16 protein-coding genes are annotated in these 16,299 nt (G+C 70.3%); 7 read left to right on the top strand and 9 right to left on the bottom strand.

All coding sequences use genetic code 11. From position 1 onward, the window contains the following. Positions 1-30: 30 nt before the first annotated feature. The 4 genes from RUR49_RS20280 (at position 31) to RUR49_RS20265 (ending at position 2,913) form a co-directional block, all read left to right on the top strand. Positions 31-384 carry a hypothetical protein gene (locus RUR49_RS20280; protein ID WP_409148249.1) on the top strand — a complete coding sequence of 118 codons (354 nt, stop codon included), beginning with the start codon at positions 31-33 and terminating at the stop codon, positions 382-384. 102 nt (positions 385-486) lie between these two features. Then, positions 487-2,154 (top strand): sensor histidine kinase, encoded by a 1,668-nt coding sequence (locus RUR49_RS20275; RefSeq protein WP_409148248.1) that lies wholly within the window; start codon positions 487-489, stop codon positions 2,152-2,154. A gap of 70 nt (positions 2,155-2,224) precedes the next feature. Continuing rightward, positions 2,225-2,563, top strand: coding sequence for a hypothetical protein (locus tag RUR49_RS20270; RefSeq protein WP_409148247.1), 339 nt, complete (start codon positions 2,225-2,227; stop codon positions 2,561-2,563). A 2-nt stretch (positions 2,564-2,565) separates the two neighbouring features. Further along, the gene (locus RUR49_RS20265; RefSeq protein ID WP_409148246.1) at positions 2,566-2,913 is read left to right on the top strand and encodes a DUF2934 domain-containing protein; all 348 of its coding nucleotides are present in this window, start codon (positions 2,566-2,568) and stop codon (positions 2,911-2,913) included. 112 nt (positions 2,914-3,025) lie between these two features. Here the strand turns inward: RUR49_RS20265 and RUR49_RS20260 are convergent, their stop codons facing one another. The 7 genes from RUR49_RS20260 to RUR49_RS20230 form a co-directional block, all read right to left on the bottom strand. Next, positions 3,026-3,328, bottom strand: a complete 303-nt coding sequence (locus RUR49_RS20260; RefSeq protein ID WP_409148245.1) for a hypothetical protein — start codon at positions 3,326-3,328, stop codon at positions 3,026-3,028. Positions 3,329-3,422: 94 nt separating this feature from the next. Beyond that, complete coding sequence (locus tag RUR49_RS20255) at positions 3,423-4,145, bottom strand: endonuclease/exonuclease/phosphatase family protein (RefSeq protein WP_409148244.1); 723 nt, start codon at positions 4,143-4,145, stop codon at positions 3,423-3,425. Beyond that, the gene (locus RUR49_RS20250) at positions 4,130-6,229 is read right to left on the bottom strand and encodes a VTT domain-containing protein (RefSeq protein WP_409148243.1); all 2,100 of its coding nucleotides are present in this window, start codon (positions 6,227-6,229) and stop codon (positions 4,130-4,132) included. Before RUR49_RS20250 ends, RUR49_RS20255 begins: the two co-directional genes overlap by 16 nt. 141 nt (positions 6,230-6,370) lie before the next feature. Next, a complete protein-coding gene (uxuA, locus tag RUR49_RS20245; protein ID WP_409148242.1) occupies positions 6,371-7,576 on the bottom strand; it encodes a mannonate dehydratase in 1,206 nt (401 codons plus the stop codon). Positions 7,577-7,615: 39 nt separating this feature from the next. Next, positions 7,616-8,896, bottom strand: a complete 1,281-nt coding sequence (locus RUR49_RS20240; protein WP_409148241.1) for a TRAP transporter large permease — start codon at positions 8,894-8,896, stop codon at positions 7,616-7,618. Position 8,897: 1 nt separating this feature from the next. Next, entirely contained in the window at positions 8,898-9,413 is a 516-nt protein-coding gene (locus RUR49_RS20235) for a TRAP transporter small permease (RefSeq protein ID WP_409148240.1), read from the bottom strand. A 75-nt stretch (positions 9,414-9,488) separates the two neighbouring features. Continuing rightward, positions 9,489-10,469, bottom strand: coding sequence for a C4-dicarboxylate TRAP transporter substrate-binding protein (locus RUR49_RS20230; RefSeq protein ID WP_409148239.1), 981 nt, complete (start codon positions 10,467-10,469; stop codon positions 9,489-9,491). Positions 10,470-10,544: 75 nt separating this feature from the next. On the opposite strand from RUR49_RS20230, the gene RUR49_RS20225 reads away from it, so the two are divergent. Beyond that, complete coding sequence (locus tag RUR49_RS20225) at positions 10,545-11,255, top strand: GntR family transcriptional regulator (RefSeq protein ID WP_409148238.1); 711 nt, start codon at positions 10,545-10,547, stop codon at positions 11,253-11,255. Between the two features lie 43 nt (positions 11,256-11,298). Here RUR49_RS20225 and RUR49_RS20220 read toward each other — a convergent pair whose 3' ends face one another. Further along, positions 11,299-11,673, bottom strand: coding sequence for a hypothetical protein (locus tag RUR49_RS20220; protein ID WP_409148237.1), 375 nt, complete (start codon positions 11,671-11,673; stop codon positions 11,299-11,301). 197 nt (positions 11,674-11,870) lie between these two features. Between RUR49_RS20220 and RUR49_RS20215 the strand changes: the two genes are divergently transcribed. Further along, positions 11,871-14,030 carry a hypothetical protein gene (locus RUR49_RS20215; RefSeq protein ID WP_409148236.1) on the top strand — a complete coding sequence of 720 codons (2,160 nt, stop codon included), beginning with the start codon at positions 11,871-11,873 and terminating at the stop codon, positions 14,028-14,030. 99 nt (positions 14,031-14,129) lie between these two features. Here RUR49_RS20215 and RUR49_RS20210 read toward each other — a convergent pair whose 3' ends face one another. Then, positions 14,130-14,783 (bottom strand): GntR family transcriptional regulator, encoded by a 654-nt coding sequence (locus RUR49_RS20210; protein WP_409148235.1) that lies wholly within the window; start codon positions 14,781-14,783, stop codon positions 14,130-14,132. A gap of 315 nt (positions 14,784-15,098) precedes the next feature. Between RUR49_RS20210 and RUR49_RS20205 the strand changes: the two genes are divergently transcribed. Next, positions 15,099-16,283, top strand: coding sequence for an MFS transporter (locus RUR49_RS20205; RefSeq protein ID WP_409148234.1), 1,185 nt, complete (start codon positions 15,099-15,101; stop codon positions 16,281-16,283). Positions 16,284-16,299 lie beyond the last annotated feature (16 nt).

Below are 16,299 nucleotides of genomic sequence, written 5' to 3'. Positions count from 1 at the left end.
ATGCCCGCCGGTGCACAGCCGGAGGCCACAATGACGACGCAGGTGCAACCACCCCCCGAACCCCGGGGACCCGTCACGACCGCCGATGCCTTGCGCAGCCGCATCGACCGCGGCGACGGCAGCGACAAGGTGGATTTTCCCGACCCCGCCGCATCCCCGCTCGGGACCGACGACGAGGCCGCCGGAACACCACCCACGCGCTCGGATGTCGCCCAGGCCGCCGCCCACGAACTCTCCCGTCCGCCCGCCGATGCGCCGGCCGACGTCCACGAACGGGTTCCCACGCGGCTTCGAGAGGGCCGCGGGATACCCGCATGGGTCTGGGTGCTCGCTGGGTTGATGATTGCCGGAGCGGTCACTGTCGCCGTGGTATCACTCGCCTGATCCGACCGGACGCTCGCTGCAGGGCGCAAGACGGGCCGCCGGCCTTGTCTCCGCCGCGCACGCTCGGCACAGTGGCTGCCGGGTGGTGGTGAGGCTCCACGGATGCGCCTGACAATCCGGCAGCGGCTCTTCCTTCTGACAGCAGCCGCGCTGACTCCGGCTCTCGTGGCGTTCGGCATCACCGAGTACCAACTGCGCCAGGAGCGCACAGCGGACATCCACGCGCAGGCCCTGCGGCAGGCCCGGCTGGCGAGCTCGGAGATGCGCCGCATCGTCGACAGCCTGGCGGACCTGTTGCGGGCGACGGCCACGGCACACCACGCCGGGCTCTTCACCTCGGCGGAGTGCCGCGCTTTCGTCGACATCGTGGCGAACCAGGGCGAGCAGGTCGCATCGATCGCCTTTTTCGACCCCGACACCGGGGAGAAGGAGTGCGACGGGCCGGGTGACGGCATCGCCGGTGTCGACGCGCTGGCGCGCGAGGCCTTGGCGAAGAAGGACGTTGCGATCGGTCGCTATCGCCGCAGCGACGCCACGGCGCCGGCCCTGCTGCCCGTCGCAGTACCGCACACGATCGGGACCGACGGGAGGCGCGTGATCGCGGTCGCGCACATCCGGCTGGATTGGCTCGGAAAGGAGCTTCAGGCCCGTGCCCTGGCACCCGGCGACGCGCTGACGATCGCCGACCGCGACGGGGTGATCGTCGCGCGCGTCCCGCTGGCCGAACGCTTCGTCGGCACCCGCATCCCGCCGCCCTATGTCGACCTCGTCGCTGCCGATGCCTCCGGCAGCCTGGAGGTGCGCAGCCAGGACGGAACGCTGCGTGTCATCGGCTACCTGCCGGCGACGATGACGAACGGCCTCTATGTCAGCGCCGGGGTCTCCACCGAGCGGGCCTTCGCGGCCATCAACCGGGCGACCGCGACCAGCGCCGCCGCGATGTTGGCCGGGGCCGCACTCGCCTTCGGCATCGCCTGGCTCGTCGGCCAGCGCGTCATCCAGCGGCCGATCGACCGCCTGCTGACCGTCAGCGGCGCCTGGCGCACCGGCGATCTCGGCGCCCGCACCGGCATGGGAGGCGATCACGGCGAGTTCGAGACCCTGGCCGCCGCCCTCGACGGCATGATGGCGGCTCTGCAGCAGCGCGACATCGAGCGGCAACAGGCGAGCGAGCAGAGAACCCTTCTGGCCCGCGAACTCAGCCATCGCGCCAAGAACACGCTGGCGCTAGTGCAGGCGATCGCCTCGCAGACCTTCGCCGGTGCCGCCCCCGAGCAATCCGCCCGGTTCGCCGAGCGGCTCGTCGCTCTCGCAGGCTCGTTCGACCTCCTCGTCGCCTCGAACTGGACCGGGGCCGGTCTGCACGAGACGATCGAGGCGGCGGTCCGGCCCCACCGCAGCGGTGACGGCGTACGGTTCTCGTTCGGCGGACCGGACGCCGCCCTGCCCGCGCAGTCCGTGGTCGGCCTGTCGCTGGCGCTGCACGAACTGGCGACCAACGCTGCAAAGTACGGCGCGCTGAGGCTTCCAGCCGGTCGCGTCGCCATCCGGTGGACGCTGCATGACGGACCGCCTCCCCGCATCGTCCTCAACTGGGTCGAGAGCGGTGGTCCACCGGTCGCACCGCCCAGCCGCAAGGGCTTCGGCTCGAAGCTGATGCGGCGGATCCTGCCGTCGAACCTGAACCCGGTGGTCGAAATCGACTACGCCCCGGACGGCGTCCGGGCGACCATCGCCTTCGACCTCTCCGAGGCCGGGCACGCCGCCTGAGGCGGCTGGAACGTTACCGACCGCCGGCGCATTCCCTCTCGTCCCCGGACACGGACGAGAGGAGAGACGGATGCGCCATCGCGACAGAGCGGCCGAGGCCGGACGAGACCCGGGCGTCGGCCGACCGAGCCGATATGCCGACACGGCATCGATCGATCCGGCGGACGAGCCCCTTCTGGACACAGCCTTCGGCCACGAGGACGGCGCGATGCTGGAGGGCGGCGGCAATCCCGTCGAGGCGGAAGCCCGCGCCATCCCCATCGACGCGCAACCGATGAGCGAAGTGACGGGGCGCCCTGACCCTGGCACCACGTTCGAGACCATCGACGGCCTCGACGAAACCGAGGAAGCGACGCGGCGCGCCGCCGAGGACTACGCCCCCGATCGCGACCGCATGGCAGGAGAGTGAACATGCCGGAAGACCAGGCTTCGCCCAACGAAGACGAGGAGCGCATCCGCGCCAAGGCCTACGAACTCTGGCAGTCGGAGGGCGAGCCGCACGGGCTCGCCGAGGCGCACTGGACCATGGCGCGGGAAATGGTGGCGACGGAGGACAGCCTGCGCTCCACCCTTCTGCCGATCGGTGGAGCGGGTGACGAGAGCGAGCCCGCCATCGCCATCACCAACCAGGGAGAGTTCCCGGGCCTTGCGGATCAGGGGGAAGAGACGCCCCACGTTCCGGAGCGCGTCCCCGCGCCCGAGCCGGTGTCCGCCGCCCCGCCTGCGCGCGAGAAGGCCGGACGCGCCGCCCGACGCTGAGGGTTCGGGGCAGCGACAGCGCGCCCGCGTCCCGAATGTGTCCGACAAACAGAAGGAGCCGAGTTGCCTCGGCTCCTTTTTCGTTTCGGCCGCGACGACCGTCTGTGCTCGCTCAGTCTCCGCCGGGCGATGTTGCGCCACTTCCGGAACTCATGCCATCGGCCTCGCCACCCTGACCGCTCTGGATCGGGGAGCCACCGGTGTTGTTGTTGTTGCGGGAGGCGTTGCCGCCGGCACCCGGCACCTCGCCCGGTGTTGAGCCCCCCTGCTGGGTGGCGATCGGCGGGCACGGCGAGCCGTCGGGCAGTGTCGCGCTGCCGTCGGGGCACATGCGGGTGTCGAGGGGGTTGGTCTGTTGCGCGAGGCTCGGCGAAGCGAGGGCGGCGCCAAGGGCTACGGCTAAGAGGAGGCGCATCGGGCCACTCCTGTGCTTGTTGCGGTCGGAGTGTCAACGTGGAGAAGCAGGGGCCGTTCCGCGGCCGGCCCCGCGTGGCGCCACAGAGGCGGTCTCACCCGCCCTGCAGAGCGAGATCGGCGATCAGCGGCAGGTGGTCGGAGGCGTGGCGCGCCTCGGCATCCGTCCACGTCCGCGCCACCGTGAGCGGCGGCCGGGCATAGATGCGGTCCAGCGACAGCAGCGGCAGGCCGGCGGGAAAGGTCGGCCGGGCGGCGGCAGCCCCGTAGGTGGTGCGCAGTTGCGAGCGGACGAAGCCGACGCCGAGCCAGTCGTTGAAGTCGCCGAGCAGGACCGCGGCCTCGCCGGGGGGGCTCGACGCGCAGACGCGCCGCACCTGCTCGCGCCGCTCGAAGGGGTCGAGGCCGAAGTGGATGGCGCGGACGTGCAACCGTCCGAGCGGTGTCTCGACCAGTCCGCCAATGGCGCAGCGCGGCTCGCGCGAGCGCACCGTCAGGTCGAGCCGCTCGTCGGCGAGGATCGGCCAGCGGCAAAGGAGGGCATGGCCGTAGTGGCCATCCGGGGCGACGATGGTGCGCGCCTCGACGGCGTGCAGCCCGAACGCCCGCGACAGGATCGAGAGCGGCTGCTTCTCGAGGTCCTGGATGCCGCGGGTGTCGAGCTCCTGCAAGGCGAGGACATCGGGGGCGTGCCTCTCGATCAGGGCGACGACCCGCTGGAAATCGTAGCGTCCGTCCGGACCGATGCCGCGATGCACGTTCCAGGTCATGCAGCGGATCTGGTCGACCGGCGGGCGTCCGGTCAGCGTCGACGCCATCGGGAGATCAGCACCTGCAGGCCGAACGACGTCAGGGCCCAGGCGACGAGCACGGCGACGAGCAGGAGCACGCGCCACAAGGTCGGCTCCCGGATCGCCGCGACGAGCCGGTCGCCGAGGGCGGTGAGGAGCACGAGGCCCGGCGCAAGACCGAGCAGGGTGCCGACCGTGTAGTCGACGACAGGGATGCGGAAGGCCCCGGCGATCAGATTGACGATCGAGAACGGCGCCACCGGCAACAGGCGGACTCCGGCGACGGCAAGGACGCCACGCTCGCTGACCGCCTCGCGCAGTCGCGTCATCCGTGGCCCCATCCGGCGCCGTAGCACGTCCGGCCCGATCAGCCGGCCGATCCCGTAGGTCGTGAGCGCGCTCGCGAGCGCTCCGCCGGCGGCGTACGGAAGGCCCGGCCAGGCCCCGAAGGCGATGGCGGTGGCGCCGATCAGCAGCGTCACGGGGAAAGCGACAAGGCCGGCGAGCACGAACAGGCCGGCGACGAGGACGCCGCCGACGACGCCGCCCGGGAACGTCTCCATGACATTGGCGAGTTCGCGCGGATCGGCGACGCCCACGGCACCGCTGTACCGCCAGGCGAGGCCGGCGAGCACGACCGCGATGACCAGCGCGCCGGCGGCGAGCCACCGCCACTGGTGCCGGCCCCGGCCGCCACTCAGTCCGGCGATCGGCTCGATGTCCGTGAGGGGCCGATCGGGATCGGCGATCCACTCCATGCCGACGGCCGTGGCCTCCTCCTCGTCGACATCGACGAGGCGGCAGCCCTTGCCGGCGCCGGCGACGGCGGCGAGAAGCGAGCCCTTCTCGTCGATGGCGCGGCCGACGACATCCACCGTGCAGCCGCAGTGCTCGGCGATCAGCTCGTCTCGAATGCGTCGGACCATAGCGCGGTCCGCCGGCCGCTCCGCCGCGACGACGAGGTCGCACTCGCTGTCGGCGCCCATCGAGCGGTTGGCGAGATTGGCCGAGCCGACGCGCAGGTATCGGTCATCGACGATCATCACCTTGGCGTGGATCATCTTCGCCTCGCGGCGCTCGTCGTCGCCGACCTCGCAGGCGAGCAGCGCGATGCGATCGCTCAAGCCCGCCTGACGAAACACGTCGATGAAGCGGACGCGGCCGTTCTGCATCGTCGTGTGCTCGATCCAGGTGTGGTGCTTCAGCGGCGCCACCACCAGGACCTCGAGCGCCGGACGCTCGAGCATGCGGCGCACCAGCCGCTCGGCGACCGGCAGGCAGGTGAGGAACTGGTTCTCGATGTAGACGGCCCGCTCCGCCACATCGATCATGTCGGCGAAGAGCGCCTCGACCTCCCGAACACCGGCTTCCTCGCTGTCGGACGGCATCGTGCGGGCGATGGCGACGGAGACGTCACGGAAGTGCGGTTCGGCGATGCCCATCTTCGGCGCCGTCAGGGCCGGTCGGCCGAGAGGCTGCAGCGTCTCGTGCGTCGCCGCCCGCCAGCGCTCGGCGACGAGCTCTGCGACGGCCTCCGCCGCCTCTCCCGTCACCGCCATCTGGACATCGTGGAAGGGCGGATAGGGCTTGCCGGCCGGGTCGACGCGGCGGGCGTCGTCGAGGTCGTGATCGCGGGTGTCCCAGCGGCGGATCGTCAGGTCGAGGCCGCCGGAGAAGGCGATGGCGTCATCGACGACGACGATCTTCTGGTGCTGGGCGCTTCCCGATGGCAGTTCGTCGTCGAAGGCGAATTCGATCGCGGCCGGAGTGCCCCATTGCAGGACGACCTCGACCTCCGCCTGCCGGTCGAGCGTGTAGAACAGCGGGCTCTTCCAGACGAGAATCTTGATGCGGAGGTCGGGTGTGCGCTCGACGAGCGCGGTCAGGAACGGGCCGAGCTCTTCCGGCAGGTCGTCGTTGGGCGGCTCCGCGCCGACGAGCCTGGTCCGGCTGTCGACGTCCCAGCCGACGATGACGATGCGGCGGCGGGCGGCGAGCATGGCGCGCCGCAGCGCGCCGAAATAGTCGGCGGCATCGACGAGCACATGCGCCGCCTCGGCGCGGACGACGCGCCAGGCATTTCGCGGCGGATCGAAGACAGCGTCTGCCACGCCGGCATCCACCGGACGTCGCTCGCTCACGAGACTCAAGATGGTCACCCCGGTTCGGCACCTAGTTCGTGCAGAACCCCGCACCCGCCGAAGCGTTCCATCCGTCTCTGGGCCCGCCTGTCTCCGGGCCTTCCTCAGCCGTCAGCGCGCGACGGGGCGAAGCGCGCGCTCGACGCCGCGCAGTTCGGCGAGCCCCTTCAGGCGGCCGATCGCCGGATAGCCCGGCTGCGCACCCCGCGCGAGGTCGTCGAGGATGTCCTGGCCGTGGTCGGGCCGCATCGGGATCTGCGCGTCCCCCCTGCCCTCCGCCTTGCGCCGCGCCTCCTCTCGCACCACGGCGGCGATCACCGCCACCATGTCGGTATCGCCGTCGAGGTGCTCGGCCTCATGGAAGGAACACGGAGTGCCGGGGGTCTCGCGCGTGACGTTGCGCAGGTGCAGGAAATGGATGCGGTCACCGAGACGCTCGATCATGCCCGCCAGGTCGACGTCGGGGCGGGCGCCGAGCGAGCCCGTGCACAGCGTCACGCCGTTCGCGGGGCCGTCGACGGCGGCGAGCACGGTGACGTAGTCCGCCTCCGTCGACATCACGCGCGGCAGGCCGAGCAGCGGGAACGGCGGGTCGTCCGGGTGGCAGCAGAGCCGGATACCGAGGCGCTCGGCGGTCGGCACCACCTCGGAGAGGAAATCGATGAGGTTCTGCCGCAGCCGGCCGGCATCGACGCCGGCATAGTGGGCGAGTTGCGCCCGCAGGCCGTCGAGCGACCAGTGTTCCTCCGCGCCCGGCAGGCCGGCGCTGACGCTGCGGGCGAGCGTGTCGCGCTCGGCTTCCGTCATGGCGGCGAACCGCTCGGCTGCCGCGTCGACGAGGGCGGTGTCGAAGGTCTCCGCCGCGCCGCGCCGCTGCAGGATGTGGATGTCGAAGGCGGCGAAGGCGACGAGATCGAAGCGCATCGTCGTGCCGCCGTGCGCCACCCGCCAGGCGAGGTCCGTGCGCGTCCAGTCGAGCACGGGCATGAAGTTGTAGCAGACGACCTCGATGCCGGCGCTCGCGAGGTGCTCGAGCGAGGTGCGGTAGGCGGCGAAGTGATCGCGGAAGGCGCCGGTCTGCGTCTTGATGGCCTCGGAGACCGGCAGGCTCTCCACCACCTCCCAGGCGAGGCCGCTCGGCCCGCCGTCCGGCAGGGTCGCGACCTCGCGCTGGCGCTTGGCAATTTCCTCCGGCGTCCAGACGACACCGTTCGGCACGTGGTGGAGCGCGGTGACGATGCCCTGCGCGCCCGCCTGCCGGGCATCGGCGATCGTCACCTTGTCGACCGGGCCGAACCAGCGCCAGACGTGTCTCATCGAGAGCTCCGAAATTGAAAAAGGCGGGGCGCCGCCGCCTCACCCGAAGGCAAGGTTCGGCAGCCACAGCACGAGGCCGGGAAGGAACAGCAGCGCGACGATCAACGCAATGATCGTCGCCAGGAAGGGCAGCGCCTCGAGGGTGTACTCCTCCACGCGCACATTCATCAGCGAGCACACCGCGAACATCGCCACCCCCACCGGCGGGGTCATGCCGCCGAGGGTGACGATCGACATCATCAGGATGCCGAAGTGCACGGGGTCGATCCCGACCTGCGTCACGATCGGCACGAAGATCGGCGTCAGCAGCAGCACCAGCACCGTGCTCTCGATGAAGCAACCGGCGACGAGCAGGAACAGGAGCACGACCATCACGATCAGCCGCGGATCCTGCAGGCCGTCGAGCATCCACGTCGAGATGCCCTGCGGCACTTGCAGGTAGATGATCGCGAAGCCGACCATGCCCGACATCAGGATGATGATCATGATCAGGCCGATGTCGGAGATGGCGTGGCCGAACGCCCGCAGCGTCTTCTCGAAGGTGAGCTCCCGGTGGGCGAGGACGCCGACGGCGAGCGCATAGACGACCGCGAATGCCCCCACTTCCGAGGGCGTGAAGACGCCGCCCCGGATCGTCAGCACGAGGGCGACCGGGAACAGCAGCGCCCATTTCGCGCCCCAGGTGGCGGCGGCGAGCGCCCGCCAGGTGGGTCGCTCGGCGTCCGTGACGACGTAGCCGCGGCGGCGGGCGATGACGTAGGTGGTCGCCATCAGCGCCACCATCATCAGAAGGCCCGGGATGATGCCGGCGACGAACAGCCGCCCGATCGAGACGTTGCCGACATAGCCGTAGAGGATGAGCCCGATCGAGGGCGGGATCGTCGCGGTGATCAGCGAGCCGACGGCGATGGCGGCGGCCGAAAAGCCCTTGCCGTAGCCCTTGGCGATCATCGTCGGGCCGAGGATGCGTGCTTCCATCGCGGCGTCGGCGACGGCCGAGCCGGAGACGCCGCCCATCACCGTCGACAGCACGATCGCCACCTGGGCGAGCCCGCCGGCCATCCAGCCGACAGCGACGTGGGAGAAGCGGAACAGCCGGTCGGTGATGCCGCTCTCGTTCATCAGGTGGCCGGCGAGGACGAAGAACGGCACGGCGAGCAGCGGGAAGCTCTGGCTCATCGTCGCGATCTTCTGCACCGCGATCGACATCGGCATCGTCGTGTCCGTCATGAAGAAGACGAAGCCGGAGATGCCGATGGCGAAGGCGACGGGTGCGCCGATGAACATCAGAGCGAAGAAGACGACGGCGATCAGCGCCATCTCAGAGCTCCGTTTCCGCGGGGGCGAGCGGATCGGAGCGCGAATAGACGAGCGTGTGGCCGTCGCGGCGCCGGCGCCAGGCGCCGACGAGATTGAAGACGAGTGCCCCGGCGAGCATGAGGCTGCCGATCGGCACAGCCGAGGTGACGAAGGCGTAGGAGAGGCCGCTGTCGCCGAACAGCCGCTGCCGGTTGAGCATCGTCAGCTTGTATCCCTCCACCGCGAGCAGCCCGAGGAAGACCAGCACGATCGCCGTCACGACGATCTCGACCGCAAGCCGCGTGCGGTGGCCGAGCAGGCGGACGACGAGGTCGATGCCGATGTGCGCCTTCTCGCGCATCGCCTTGGTGGCGCCGAGGAAGCACAGCCAGATGAACAGGAGCTGCGCGAGGTCGACAGACCAGATCAGCGGCGTGCCGAAGAAGCGCATGATCGCCGCCGAGAACACCAAAGCGACGATGATGGCGAGCAGGGCCGCCCCGATGGCGAGCTCGAGCTGCGCGAGGCGCCGGGTCATGGGCGTTTTCCTCGGTTCGGGCGGCGGGGCGGCCCGGCGCGTGCCGGACCGCAAGGGGGGACGCGAGGGTCGGGCCTACTGGCCGGCGGCGATCGCCTGCAGCTGGTCGCGCAGGTCACCGTAGCCGAGGGTGTCGTAGACGCCGGCGGTCGCTTCCCTGAACGGCGTGACGTCGATCTCCGCCACCGTCATGCCCTGGGCCTTCAGGTCGGCCTCGATGGCGGCGAGCGAGTCGCGCGTGCCGTAGGAGGCGACGTCGCCGGCCTTCAGCGCCTCCTCGCGCAGGATCGTCTGCTGCTCGGGGGTGAGGCTGTCGAACCAGGCGGCGCTGGTGACGAGGCCGGTGATGAGGTTGATGTGGCCGGTCTTCGTCAGGTTCTTCGTCACCTCGGGCAGCTTGGCGCCCTGGCCGGCGGGAAGCTGCGCCTCGACCGCGTCGATGACGTTCTGCTGCAGCGCCGAGTAGACCTCGGCGAACGGCATCGGCGTCGGCGTGGCGCCCATCGCCTTGATCGTCTCCATCCACACCGGCGCGCCGGGGGTGCGCATGCGCACGCCGGCGAGATCGGCCGGGGTGGCGACCGGCTTGTTCGTCCAGAGCTCGCGCTCGCCCTGCCACCAGTTGAACGACAGTACCTGGTGGCCGGAGGCGTCGCGCAGCTTGCCGACCCACTCCTCGAACAGCGGCGAGGTGACGACCTTGCGGATGCCGTCATAGCCGGAGGCGAGGTAGGGCGCGCCGAGGACGCCGAACTCCTTCTGGAAGACGGCGAGGCGCCCACCGTCGACGACGACCGCGACCGGCGCGCCGGCCCGGGCCTGCTCCAGCACGTCCTCGTCGGGACCGAGCTGCGAGTTCGGGAAGAGCTTCACCTCGATGGTGCCGTTCGAGCGCTGCGCGACCGCGTCGCGGAAGCTCTCGAGGCCCTTGTAGAGTGGGTCGGAGGTGGTCAGCGCCGTGTTGATGCTGAGCGTCTGATCGGCGGCGAGGGTCGGCCCGGCGACGACGGCGAACAGGCCGGCGAAAAGCAGCGGTGCGAAACGGGTGATCGTCATCGTCTCCTCCCAGAGAGCGGCCGCTTGTTTCCGACCTGCTTCCGCAGACTAGTATGGTAGTATATGATCGTCAACATGAGCGAAGTGACCGCCCTCCCCGTGTTGCCTGACGCGAGTCTTCGGCAGCGCCAGTCCAGCATCGCCGGCCGCGTCTACGACACGGTGCGGCGGGCGATCGTGCAGTTGCAGCTCGAGCCGGGTAACCCGCTGTCGGAGGCCGACATCGCCCGCCAGCTCGGCGTCTCCCGCCAGCCTGTGCGCGAGGCGTTCATCAAGCTGTCGGAGGCGGGGCTCGTGGAGATCCGCCCGCAGCGCGGCACCTTCGTGCGGCTGATCTCGCTGCGCGAGGTGGAGAATGCGCGCTTCATCCGCGAGGCGATCGAAGTGGCGATCGCCCGCAAGGCGGCCGCGGAAGCAGTCGGCGCCGACCTTCAGGCCCTTGATGCCCTGGTCGAGCAGCAGCGCGCTGCGGCCGCGACGTCAGACAACGCAGGCTTTCTGCATCTCGACGAGCAGTTCCACCAGCAGATCGCCCGCAGCGCGGGCTGCGACGACGCGTGGCGGGTGCTCGAGGGGCTGAAGGCGCAGATGGACCGCGTCCGCTACCTGTCGCTGCCGCAGGCGACGCCGCTGGACGTCATCCTGGAGCAGCACACGGCCATCGTCGACGCCATTCGCCAGGGTTCGGCGGACGCCGCCGAGACGGCGATGCGGCGCCACCTGTCGGAGATCCTGACCTCGCTGCCGAAGATCGCGACGCAGAAGCCGGCCTACTTCACGCCCTGAGGCCGCTCGACGCGCACCCTGCTCACGGCGTTTGCGGTCTGCCTCACAGACCGCTGCCCTTTGCCCCCGCCGGCAACGTCCAGGCGAACAGCTGCCCGCCCGTTCGAGAGGCCTCCGTGCCCTCCGGGGCGGGCTCGCAGCGCGACCGGTGCGATTCGCCCGGGTGCAGAACGCCCTCGTCCTTCTCGAACACGGCGAAGATCGAGCCGATGCCATAGACGGCGAAGCCAGTTCCGAGGACCAGGCCCACGAGCAACGTCGGCGCCGTCAGGCGGCTTCGAAGCAGACGGGAAGCGACGAACAGGGCCACCAGCACGATCACGGCGAGAACGCCGAGCGCCAGCAGCTGGCCGATCATGGGCCCGCCGAGCAGGCAGCCCGTCATCGTATCCACGAGTTCAGGCAAACCGCCCATCATCCGCCGTGCCTCGAAGGGCGCCGGGAGGGCGCGCCGATCCCGCGTGCTTAGTCGATCACGGCCGCGGTTCCCACCCGTCTGCATCACGACGACGGCGTGTGCGACGACCGGCCCCGCAGTTCGCTGCCGCGGTTGGCATTTTGCCGACACCAAACTCGTGCTAGGGCGGTGCGGGGGATGCTTCCGGGTTCAACGTCATGATCGAAGTTTCTCTGGCGCGCCGTCTGTCCGCCGTCGTCGCCGCGCTGGTGCTCGGCACCCTCCTCGCCATGGCGGGCGGGGCGCCGTCGGCATCTGCCGCAGCCGATGGCGTCGCCACCGGTCACTACAAGTTCCCCGCCCGCGTCGATCCGCTAGTGGCGACCGACCGCGAAACGGAGATCTGGGCGCACGTCTGGCGACCGGCGAAGCTGGGCCGCGAGACGTTCCCAGTGCTCGTCTTCCTGCACGGAAACCACGGGACCTGCGGCCGCTTCGACCCGGAGCTCGGTGTCCGCGTGGATGACCGCACCGACTACACCCGCAACGGGACCTGCCCCGACGGCTACGTCGTGACGCCGAACCACCTGGGTTATGACTATCTGGCGCGGCGGCTCGCGCAACGCGGCTACATCGTCGTTTCGATCAACGCCAACCGCGGCATCACCGCCGGCGCCGGCATCGACGGTGACGGCGGCCTCAACCTGATGCGGGGCCGGCTGGTGATGCGCCATCTCGCACTCCTCGCCGACTGGAACAGGGGCAAGGGAGACGTGCCGAAGTCGCTCGGCTTCGATCCGAAGGGGCATCTCGATCTCCAGCAGGTCGGGCTGATGGGCCACAGCCGTGGTGGCGAGGGCGTTCGCGCCGCCCTGCAGCAGATGCGCGAAGACAGCCGGCTCGCCCGCAAGGTGAGCGACGTGCGCATCCGGGCGATCTTCGAGATCGGCCCGGTCGATGGCCAGACGAGCCGCGTCCTCAACGCCGACGGCGTGGCGAGTGCCATCCTGCTGCCGGTCTGCGACGGTGACGTCATCGACCTCGGCGGCATGCGGGTGTTCGACCGCACCTTCCTGATCGAAAACGACCGTGTTGACGCGATCAAGGCGACCGTCGGCGTCTACGGCGCCAACCACAACTTCTACAACACGGAATGGCAGCAGAGCGATGCCGCGGGCTGCGCCGGCTATCCGGCGATGTTCGGGCCGCTGCTCGGCTCCGAAGAGCAGCGCAAGACCGGGATCGAGACGCTGGTGCCGTTCTTCCAGGCGAATGTCGGCGCGGATCGCAAGCCGGACCTCAACGCCGTCTTCGATGCCGGCAAGGCTCCTCCGAAGGACCTGCGGCGGCTCGCGACGGTGCTACGCAATTTCCTGCCGGGCCCGATCGGTGACGGGGTGCAGGTGCTGCAGCGCTTCACGAAGGCATCCGGCATCAGCGATTCAGGCGCGCGCAATCGCGCCGTCGGCCTCGACGTCGAACACTCCACGGTGCTCGCTAGCTTTCCGGACTTCGGGTGGGCGGTCCCGCACGACGAGAGCGTGCGCTGGGCGACGCTCGAATGGGACGGCGGCGGGAAGCACTTCTACGAGGTGGTGGTCGCCGACCGTCGTCCGCTGCGTCTCGCGGACTTCAAGACGTTGAACTTCCGGGCGGCCCTGCGCTGTGCGGCCGACGTCTGGTGCCCGGGTCTCCGAGATAACGACAAGCCGCAGATCGCCGTGGCGCTCGTCAGCTCCGACGGCAAGGTCTCGCCGGCCGTCGACGTCGAGGCCGCGCGCTGGCTCGACTGGCCGACGATCGACAAGAGCGCTTCGGAGGCCGTCAGCGCCCACGAAATGCTGTCGACCATCCGGGTGCCGGTGTCGAAGTTCAAGACGTCGGCGACGAAGGACGTGCGCGCCATCCGCTTCGTCTTCTCCGGCCAGGAGAGCGGCCGCGTGGCGATCTCGGACATCACCGTGGACGGGGGCAAGAAGACGAAGCGCAGCCGCGACATGGCGACCACTGTAGCGAGCGCCGGGACGGACACGGCGGCACCGGCAGAGGTGCGGCTGCCGATCCTTCCCGCTCCCGCGGGCGAGAACAACGGCCTCAGCGTCGAGCGTCCCGCAGCGGGCACTGCGGCCACGAGCCCGACGGCCGATGGCGGCGTCACGCTCCGGCTGACGAGCCAGCGGCCGTTCCCGATCACCAACGTGCTGCCGGTGCTGTGGATCGGCGACAGGCCGTTCACGGTGTCGGCGATCGAGGCGGATCGGCTCGCCGTCACCTTCACCATCCCCGCGTCCGACTATGCGGCGGTGGAGTCCGGGGCGGCAGTGCGGCTGCAGATCGGCCGCAACCCGTCGTGGGATTTCGGGATCCTGCGCAAGTAGGCAGCCCGGGCGAGTGACACCGGAGCGGCCGACTGGCCCGCTCCGCGGTCAAGTGCAAGGGGAGTGGGCCGACCGGCCCGCTTCGCGCCGAGACGGGTGTCAGCTCGCCAGCATGCTCTCGGAGAACAGCCGCATGACGCCGGCGCTGAGGCGGGCGTTGTGGGCGCACATGGCATCGAAGGCGGTGCGGGCGTCGTTCGCGCGGATGGCGTCGACGATGCCCTGGTGCTCGTCGAGCGACTGCTGCATTCGCGCCTCGATGGTGCCGGCCTGACGCTGGCGGAACGGCGCGAGCCTGGCCCGGAGGTCGACCGCCATGGCGGCGATCGTCGTGTTGTGGGCGCCGCGGCAGATGTGGTCGTGGAAGTCGCGGTTGGCGGCGAGATAGCCCTCGAGGTCCTTCGCCTTCACCGCTTCGGCGCACCGGCGGTGCAGGTCGTAGAGCTGCTCGCGCTCGACCGCCGTCAGGCGCTGGGCGGCGAGACGGGCACAGGTCGCCTCCAGCTCGCACTCAGCCTCCAGCATGTCGGCGAGTTGCGGCACGCTGATGCGCGCGACGACACCGCCGCGCCGCGGGTTGATCTCGATGAGGCCGCGCGCGCCGAGTTCCCGCAGTGCCTCGCGCACCGGCGTGCGCGACACGCCGAATTCATCGGCCAGCGCCTTCTCCTCGAGCTTCTGACCGGGCGCCACGTCGCCCTGGGCGATGCGATCGGCCAGGGTCTGGAAGATCTGGGCGGCGATGGTGGGCATGGGGGCTCGCTTCAGCACATCGAGGGGTGGCCAGCCACGCTGTTTCAGCGCGAATGGCGGGTCTTGCTTGCAATTCCGTGTACTGGATTCACATCGAGCGGGCAATCGGCCGGGTTTTGGCGCGAAATAGCGCAGGAGTGTGCACAAGACAGGCATCCTGTGCGCCCGCTGGCGGCTTTCGGAGGGATAGTGCCATCTGTGGGCCAATACGGCCCTGAGTGGCCGGTTTTGCCGAACGGACACACGAACCGCCCAAGCTGACACCGACTGCTCCCTCGGATAGGCTCCCGCTCCCGCCGTGGAGCCCCTTCCGCCATGCCCGCCGTCCGATCCCCCGGCACTCCCGAGGCCGACACGCTGTGGTCGATCGGGTTGATGGCGCCGATCGTCGCCACCTTCACCTTCGGGGTCGGGCTCAGCCTGTCGCTGCCGCTGCTGTCGCTGATCCTCGAGGCGCGCGGGGTTCCCTCCTACCTGATCGGTCTCAACTCGGCCACGGCCGGCATCGCCTCGATCGCCGCGACGCCGATCTCGGTCCCGCTGGCACGACGGTTGGGCACCGCGGCCGGCATCGCGGCGGCCATCGCGGTCGCCGCCATCGCCCTGATCGGCTTCTATCTCGTCGAAGCCCTGTGGGCGTGGTTCCTCATCCGTATCGCCTTCCACGGGGCGCTCACCATCATCTTCGTGCTGTCGGAATACTGGATCAGCAGCGCCGCGCCCGAGCGCCGCCGCGGCCTGGCGATGGGGCTCTACGGCACCGCGCTGTCGGTGGGCTTCGCCGTCGGGCCGACGATGCTCGGCGTCATCGGCACCAAGGGCTTCCTGCCGTTCGGACTGGGGGCAGCGGTGCTGGCGGTGACGGCGCTGCCGATCCTGGCGGCGCGCGGGTGGCAGCCGCGCGTGGCGACGCACGGGCGGACCCGCATCCTAGCCTTCGTGGCGGTGGCGCCGCTCGCCATGTTCGCGTCCTTCACCTTCGGCGCGGTGGAGTCCGGCGCGATGGCGCTGATGCCGATCTACGGCATCGCCGTGGGGTTCGGCCAGGCGACGGCGGCACTGATGGTGTCGGCGCTCGCGCTCGGCAACGTCGTCTCGCAGATCCCGATCGGCTGGCTGGCGGATCGCATCGAGCGCCGCAAGCTGCTGCTCGCCTGTGCCCTCGTCGGCGTCGCCGGTGCGGCCCTCGTGCCGGTCGCCTCGGCAAACCCACTGTGGCTCGCGGCGGTGCTGTTCGTCTGGGGTGGCGTCGTCGCCGGCCTCTACACCGTCGGCCTCACCCATCTCGGCAGCCGCTACAAAGGGCTCGACCTCGTCTCGGCGAACGCCGCCTTCGTGATGATGTATGCGAGCGGGGTGGTCGTCGGGCCGGCGGCGATGGGCGTCGGGATGGACGTCTGGCGACCGCACGGGATCGCCGTGGTGATGGGCGCGATCCTCGCCCTCTACGCCGTGGTGGCGGCGGTCCGGCTCGCCACTGCCCCGCCGACCGGACAGTGACGCCGCGCGACCCTCG

Source organism: Pseudoxanthobacter sp. M-2, assembly GCF_046156265.1.
GTDB lineage: Bacteria > Pseudomonadota > Alphaproteobacteria > Rhizobiales > Segnochrobactraceae > CAMDHY01.
Note: the sequence above shows the minus strand (reverse complement) of the source record. Positions and strands in the feature narration are given on the sequence as shown.

Bases quoted from the DNA above. Each gene is read 5' to 3' on its own strand.
- RUR49_RS20280 (WP_409148249.1), top strand. From the start codon at position 31: ATGACGACGCAGGTGCAACCACCCCCCGAACCCCGGGGACCCGTCACG.
- RUR49_RS20275 (WP_409148248.1), top strand. From the start codon at position 487: ATGCGCCTGACAATCCGGCAGCGGCTCTTCCTTCTGACAGCAGCCGCG.
- RUR49_RS20270 (WP_409148247.1), top strand. From the start codon at position 2,225: ATGCGCCATCGCGACAGAGCGGCCGAGGCCGGACGAGACCCGGGCGTC.
- RUR49_RS20265 (WP_409148246.1), top strand. From the start codon at position 2,566: ATGCCGGAAGACCAGGCTTCGCCCAACGAAGACGAGGAGCGCATCCGC.
- RUR49_RS20260 (WP_409148245.1), bottom strand. From the start codon at position 3,328: ATGCGCCTCCTCTTAGCCGTAGCCCTTGGCGCCGCCCTCGCTTCGCCG.
- RUR49_RS20255 (WP_409148244.1), bottom strand. From the start codon at position 4,145: ATGGCGTCGACGCTGACCGGACGCCCGCCGGTCGACCAGATCCGCTGC.
- uxuA (WP_409148242.1), bottom strand. From the start codon at position 7,576: ATGAGACACGTCTGGCGCTGGTTCGGCCCGGTCGACAAGGTGACGATC.
- RUR49_RS20240 (WP_409148241.1), bottom strand. From the start codon at position 8,896: ATGGCGCTGATCGCCGTCGTCTTCTTCGCTCTGATGTTCATCGGCGCA.
- RUR49_RS20235 (WP_409148240.1), bottom strand. From the start codon at position 9,413: ATGACCCGGCGCCTCGCGCAGCTCGAGCTCGCCATCGGGGCGGCCCTG.
- RUR49_RS20230 (WP_409148239.1), bottom strand. From the start codon at position 10,469: ATGACGATCACCCGTTTCGCACCGCTGCTTTTCGCCGGCCTGTTCGCC.
- RUR49_RS20225 (WP_409148238.1), top strand. From the start codon at position 10,545: ATGAGCGAAGTGACCGCCCTCCCCGTGTTGCCTGACGCGAGTCTTCGG.
- RUR49_RS20220 (WP_409148237.1), bottom strand. From the start codon at position 11,673: ATGATGGGCGGTTTGCCTGAACTCGTGGATACGATGACGGGCTGCCTG.
- RUR49_RS20215 (WP_409148236.1), top strand. From the start codon at position 11,871: ATGATCGAAGTTTCTCTGGCGCGCCGTCTGTCCGCCGTCGTCGCCGCG.
- RUR49_RS20210 (WP_409148235.1), bottom strand. From the start codon at position 14,783: ATGCCCACCATCGCCGCCCAGATCTTCCAGACCCTGGCCGATCGCATC.
- RUR49_RS20205 (WP_409148234.1), top strand. From the start codon at position 15,099: ATGCCCGCCGTCCGATCCCCCGGCACTCCCGAGGCCGACACGCTGTGG.